Origin of the sequence: Lysinibacillus sp. (genome assembly GCF_032093475.1) — a bacterium.
In the GTDB taxonomy this organism is placed as follows: domain Bacteria; phylum Bacillota; class Bacilli; order Bacillales_A; family Planococcaceae; genus Lysinibacillus; species Lysinibacillus irui.
This window is the reverse complement of record NZ_DAMDAY010000003.1, coordinates 70,881-77,116: the sequence shown is the minus strand read 5'-3', so window position 1 is coordinate 77,116 and position 6,236 is coordinate 70,881. Positions and strand designations below refer to the sequence as shown.

General features: G+C 36.4%; 5 protein-coding genes and 1 pseudogene. All 6 read right to left on the bottom strand.

Features of this window, described 5'->3' with window-relative positions; translation table 11 throughout:
* Window positions 1-557, bottom strand: a 557-nt coding sequence (locus tag RT445_RS01565) for an alcohol dehydrogenase catalytic domain-containing protein (protein WP_313469453.1), incomplete at its 3' end; no start/stop codon positions are given.
* 9 nt (window positions 558-566) lie between these two features.
* Window positions 567-1,631, bottom strand: a pseudogene (gene uxuA, locus RT445_RS01560) (mannonate dehydratase).
* 12 nt (window positions 1,632-1,643) lie between these two features.
* On the bottom strand, window positions 1,644-2,264 hold the full coding sequence (locus RT445_RS01555; RefSeq protein WP_274794912.1) for a bifunctional 2-keto-4-hydroxyglutarate aldolase/2-keto-3-deoxy-6-phosphogluconate aldolase: 621 nt from the start codon (window positions 2,262-2,264) through the stop codon (window positions 1,644-1,646).
* A 12-nt stretch (window positions 2,265-2,276) separates the two neighbouring features.
* Window positions 2,277-3,230, bottom strand: a complete 954-nt coding sequence (locus tag RT445_RS01550) for a sugar kinase (RefSeq protein ID WP_312506580.1) — start codon at window positions 3,228-3,230, stop codon at window positions 2,277-2,279.
* Between the two features lie 330 nt (window positions 3,231-3,560).
* Window positions 3,561-4,253: a stalk domain-containing protein gene (locus tag RT445_RS01545; protein WP_274794914.1), complete on the bottom strand. Its 693-nt coding sequence runs from the start codon at window positions 4,251-4,253 to the stop codon at window positions 3,561-3,563.
* Window positions 4,254-4,996: 743 nt separating this feature from the next.
* A partial coding sequence (locus RT445_RS01540) for a CitMHS family transporter (RefSeq protein ID WP_313469450.1) occupies window positions 4,997-6,236 on the bottom strand: 1,240 nt, incomplete at its 5' end.

The following is a 6,236-nucleotide window of genomic DNA, read 5'->3' as shown; positions in this document are numbered from 1 at the left end:
GCATCCATTAATTTAGCCATCTTTAAAATACAAATGCCAATCGGTCCTGCACCTTGAATTAATAGGGTTTCACCTTTCTGTAGTTCACCACGATATACGGCTTGTGCGCCAATTGTGTAAGGTTCGATTAAGACAGCCTCTTCAAAAGGTGTGTGATCTGCTACTTTATGCAATTGCTTTTCTGCAACTACAAAACGCTCACGCATACCTCCATCTTCATGAACACCAAAAACAGAAAGCTGTTCACAGACGTTTGGTTGTCCTTTACGGCAAGCGTAGCACTCACCACAATAACGAATTGGTTCGACAACAACTTTGTCACCCACTTTTAATCCTTGTACCTCTTGGCCAACCTCTAATACACGTCCAACAACTTCATGCCCAGGTATACGAGGTAATGTCGCTAATGGATTCGAACCATGATAAATATGCATATCTGAGCCACATATTCCAACATATGCTGTTTGTACAAGCACGTCTGTTGAATTTGTTATCACTGGTTCTGCTACATCAATTAAAGCCATTTCAAAAGGTTTCATTACTTGTAGTGCTTTCATACATGTCACCTATTTCTTTAGATTTTCATAAGCATCCCAAAGACCATTTAAATACATAATGCCAAGTGCACGATCATATAAGCCGTAGCCTGGACGACATTGTTCGCCCCAAATATGACGACCATGATCTGGACGAACATAGCCTTCATAGTTTTGGTCATTTAATGTACGGACAATATTTTTAATATCGATTGAGCCATCCGATGTAAAATGCGATGTTTCAAAGAAACTACCATTTTCCTTGATTTTCACATTACGGATATGGGCAAACGGAGCACGATGTGCGTATTTTTCAGCGATTGCTACCATATCATTTTGTGGGTCTGCTCCCATTGAACCTGAGCAAAACGTAAAGCCATTCGCATTTGAATCAGATATTTTAATTAATTTTTCATAGCTTTCTGATCCTGTAATAATGCGCGGTAAGCCAAAGATTGAATACGGTGGATCATCTGGATGAATCGCCATTTGAATACCTACTTCTTCTGCAACTGGTAAAATAGCTTGTAAGAAGTAAGCTAAGTTATCCCAAAGTTTAACTTCATCAACTTCTTTGTACTACTCAAATAATTCTGAAAGTCGAGCTAATCGTTCAGGTTCCCATCCTGGAAGGGTTAAATCCGAAGAAGCACTTACTTCATTCACCAGTTCTTGTGGATCTAAATTCATTACCTTCTCCTTGTCGAAGTAGAGAGCCGTTGAGCCATCTTCTAATGGATGGAATAAGTCTGTACGTGTCCAATCAAATACTGGCATGAAATTATAGCAAATAACTTTAACACCTACTTCACCAAGGTTCCGAATAGATTGTTTATAGTTCTCAATATATTGATCACGTGTTGGCAATCCTAGTTTAATATCTTCATGGACATTGACACTTTCTACGACATCTGTATGGAATCCAAAAGACTGAATATAATCAACTTCATCTTGAATAGCTTCTTTAGACCATACTTCCCCTGCTGGTAGGTGATGGAGTGCCCAAACAATCCCCTTTACATTAGGTATTTGCTTCACATCTTCTAGTTTCACTGTATCATTGCCACGACCATACCATCTAAAAGTCATATTCATACTTGTTACCTCCTAGTTTGATAGATTTTCCATATAAGCTTTTGCTTGAGCTACAACACCTTCATAGCCATCTGTTGCAAATGCTTTATTTAAATCACTTCCAATACCAACCGCTACCGCACCAGCATCTAACCATTTATTCATATTAGTTAAACCCACACCGCCTGTAGGCATAATTGTGATATTTGGGAGAGGGCCTTTAACAGTTTTAATAAAGCTTGGTTCATATTGATTTCCCGGGAATAATTTTATAATGTCACTACCACCCTCAAGGGCTGTCACCATCTCTGTAATAGTCATACACCCTGGTAAATACGGTATGCTATAACGATTACAAAGCTTCGCAATCGCAGCATTATAGCTAGGACTAACCACAAATTTTGCACCGTTTAATATGGCGTGACGTGCAGTCTCAACATCCAATACTGTGCCAGCTCCAATTATTGCATCACAATCGCGTAATGCTTTAAAGGTTTCTTCAACAAAAGGTGTTGTATACGTTATTTCAATTGCTCGAATGCCACCTGTAATGGCACCTTTTGAAATTTCCGTCGCTTCTTCGGGTGAACGTCCCCGAATAACAGCGACAACTTTTGCATCTGACAACGCTTTCAAAATTTCAATTTTTTGCACTCCTGACAACCCCTAACGTTCAATTAATTTTTCGTCGCCGATAAATTGTCTTAACTCTTGCAATGATGGAAGACCCTCATTATCTCCTTTAATCGTTGCTACCAATGCACCTGCGCCATTGGCTAAACGGAGACGTTCTTCGATATCATCACCATTTAAATAGCTATAGACATAGGCCGCATCAAATGCATCCCCTGCTCCAACTGTGTCAATAGCACGAATAGTAAAAGCCTCTCGATCATACTGCTCAGTGGCTGTATAAACCGTTGCACCTTGCTCACCTTTTTTTACAATAATTTCATCTATTTTATAACTCTCTTGAACGTCCTTAACTGTTCGCCCTTCAAATAAAAGTTCAAATTCATCCTGTCCTGTTAGCAGAAGATTGATAGATGGGTACACTTTTTCATAAACCTCTCTGGCATCTTCTATAGACCATAGTTTTAAACGTAAATTTGGATCAAAGGATATAGGAATACTTTTTGCCTGTGCTAAGGCAATTAATTTCAATGCAACTTGAATGTTATGTTCACATACTGCTAAATACACTCCGCTAATATGTAATAAATCCACATCATCAAGTACTGACTCATCTATACGATTTTCTGTCAACTCAAGTAGAGGTGATGGGTTACGGTAATAAAACGATTTACCTGCCCCGTCTTCCCGAATTTCTTTAAAGTAGATAGACGTTGGAATATGGGGTGTTCGTAAAACATGTGATACATCGATTCCTTCACCACGCGCAAAGTTATAAATTAACTTGCCAAATTCATCGTCTCCAATACAACTAATCCATTTTGCTCCCATATCTAAACGTGTAACACCTATTGCAAAATTTAATTCTGCACCACCAACAGCTCGCTCAAAGGAAGGAACGAAACGTAGAGGACCTGTCTTAGATGGATTAAAAACGACCATTGCATCCCCAATCGTTGCAATTCGTTTATTTCTCAATATGTTCATCCCCTTCACAAGTAAAACGTTTTAGTAAAACGTTTTACTAATATTATCATGATTTTTTTAGTGTTGCAACAATAATCCGACTATTTAGATTGTTGGAAATAAAATACTATTTACTAGGCATGCATAAAAAAAACTCGCAAAAGTTAGAAAGTAATCTAACTTTTACGAGAAAAATTCACTTTTAATAAGACGGCTTTACATCATCCACGTCTTACTCTAAATGATATTAAATACTTTTACCCGCTTATTTTGTAACTTAGCATTTAATAAATAGATACCAATACTAGGACGATGACAACATGTCATCTTCTCTGTTTATTAACGTAACGATTATTGAACAAATTTAGGATTTAATATACCTAATCCACTTCCTACAATTTCAAATTTCACTTTTGTAGCTCCCTCTAAATTAATATTTACCTTCACCTTGTCTTTTATTGAGCCACTATCGTAAATCAATTTATTATCCGCATAAATCTTCAAGGACCCTATACCTGAAGAACCAGCTACTAACTTTTTAACTGGCGCCAAATATGTTTCGAATCCTTTATAATTTCCGTTAGCTAAATATTCAACGGTATGATCTTGTACAGCTCCTCCGCCATGATAACCACCAAGCTGATAGGATTGTTCAAACTTCTCTCCTGTACTAATAACGACAGTGCTTGGATTGTGGAAGAAGTGGTCTTCCTCACTTCCAATAGGCTTTACATCTTTTAAAGAGATAAATTTTGGAACATCACCAATATAAACTGATTTAGTTTTCCCATCCCATGTCACCTTTTCTCCTAAAGACTCAGCAACAAAGCGCATTGGAACATATGTAGTGCCTTGATAGATAAATCCAGATTGACCTTCAGGGGGTACTTTTTCAACTTTATCTACATAATAACTAATCTTATCCTGAACTACTTCGATCTTTTTCGTAATGCTAGCCGCTTCAGATGTTGAGAAGTACGTAAAAGTCAAACCTCCTAATAGAAAAAACCCTAAATAACTTGTTATAATCAATAGCTTTTTCATAAAAACACTCCTTTGTATAAGTTATACATAACTATTTCTTAATTAGTTGAAAACCCACCCACATTATCTTAAAAATATAAACACCTTTTGATTACTTGGCTTACTATATTAAACGTTTTACTATTTTAAAAGGTTACATCTTTATATAAAAAATAATAAATTATGGAAATTAATCTAATAAAAAAATCATTTCACTACTAAGAAAAATAGAGGTAAATGATTTTATTTTCTACTAAGCTACAATCGGTATAGATTAATTTTGGATAGTCCCAAAACCTCTAACCACCCTAAAACTAGTTAAGGAGCCCTTTATTATATTCAATCCATTTTTCCATTTCTCTTTCAACTGCTCTATTTTGCCACTCAAACCAAATACCTGAACATTCGCTACAATGGCTGTCTACCCCAATTTTGTTATGCATATCTTTACAGGTAAATATAGTTTTTTTTCGACAGCTAAAACAATAGATTTCCTTCTCTTTATAAAATTCCATAACTAGTTCCTTTCAATTTTTTTATATTTATATCCGGTTCTAAAATTATCTATTCAAACCTAATGCAATAATCTTAAATGGGTGGGGATGACGCTTGATTGTACATATTAAAGCGTAATAAAAACGCTCAGATTATACTCTGGGCGTTTTTAGATTGAAATGTTTAATTATGTTGATTATCCAAATAAAAACAGATTGATTTGCCGATTCTGTTTTTATGGATAAGAGATATTGCGTAACGATAATTCATTAAAGAGGAAAAATTCCTAATACTACACAAACAATAATCATGACAATTGTAGAGCCGAATGCCCACTTTAAGAAGATACGTTGTAATGTGCCGAAATCTTCTCCAACCATACCGACTAATAAATAAGTAGATGGAACAAGTGGACTTAAAAGGTGGACTGGCATCCCCAAAAGGGAAGCCCTACCGATTAAGGCTGGATCAATGCCATATACTGCTCCTGCCTTAGCAAGTAGCGGCAGTACTCCATAGTAAAAGGCATCATTTGACATAAAGAATGTAAATGGTGCACTAAGGATCGCTGTAACAACAGCAAAATGTGAACCCATAGCATCTGGAATATAATCAATAACTGAGTTTGCCATCGCATCTACCATTGATGTACCTGAAAGAATTCCTGTAAAAATCCCTGCTGCAAAAACCATTGAAACAACAGATAATGCATTGTCAGCATAATTCGCAATACGTTCCTTTTGATCTTTTAATTTTGGATAGTTTACAGTAATCACAATCGCAAAACCAAGCATGAATAATGTAACCGGTGGTAATAACTCCATAATTAATGCTACTAAAAGGACGATTGTTAGAGCATAATTAAAGACAATTAATTTTGGACGTTTTAAATGGTCATCTTCTACTGTTGCAGCAAGCTGAGCTGTAGCTTCAAAATCATATTCTATAACGCCAATTCGCTTTCTTTCTTCTCTTCCGAACATAAATGCCATAAACAGAACAAAGATAGCGCCGCCAATCATTGCAGGAATTACGGGTGTAAAAACCTCTGACATTTCAAGATTCAAAGCTGTCATAACCCTTGCCGTTGGTCCCCCCCAAGGTAGAAGATTCATAACACCTGAAGCTGAAACGGCAATACCAGCTAATACAATTGGTCGCATGCCAATTCTTTTATAAAGCGGCAGAAATGCAGAAATAGTAATCATGTATGTTGTCGTACCATCACCATCTAAAGAAATCAAAAGAGCTAAAACTGCTGTTCCAATGGCAATTTTTACAGGATCACCTTTTACTAACCTTAGAATTGTTTTAATGATTGGATCAAATACACCAGCATCAATCAAAATACCAAAGAATAGAATTGCAAATAAAATCATAATCCCTGTTGGAGCGACACTTTTAATTCCATCCAACATCATCGGACCCATTTCACTTCCGAATCCACCTATAACTGCAAACGTAATTGGAACTACAATTAATGCAATCATTGCTGTAAGACGACCCGTC

Bases quoted from the DNA above. Each gene is read 5' to 3' on its own strand.
- RT445_RS01545 (WP_274794914.1), bottom strand. From the start codon at position 4,253: ATGAAAAAGCTATTGATTATAACAAGTTATTTAGGGTTTTTTCTATTA.
- RT445_RS01550 (WP_312506580.1), bottom strand. From the start codon at position 3,230: ATGAACATATTGAGAAATAAACGAATTGCAACGATTGGGGATGCAATG.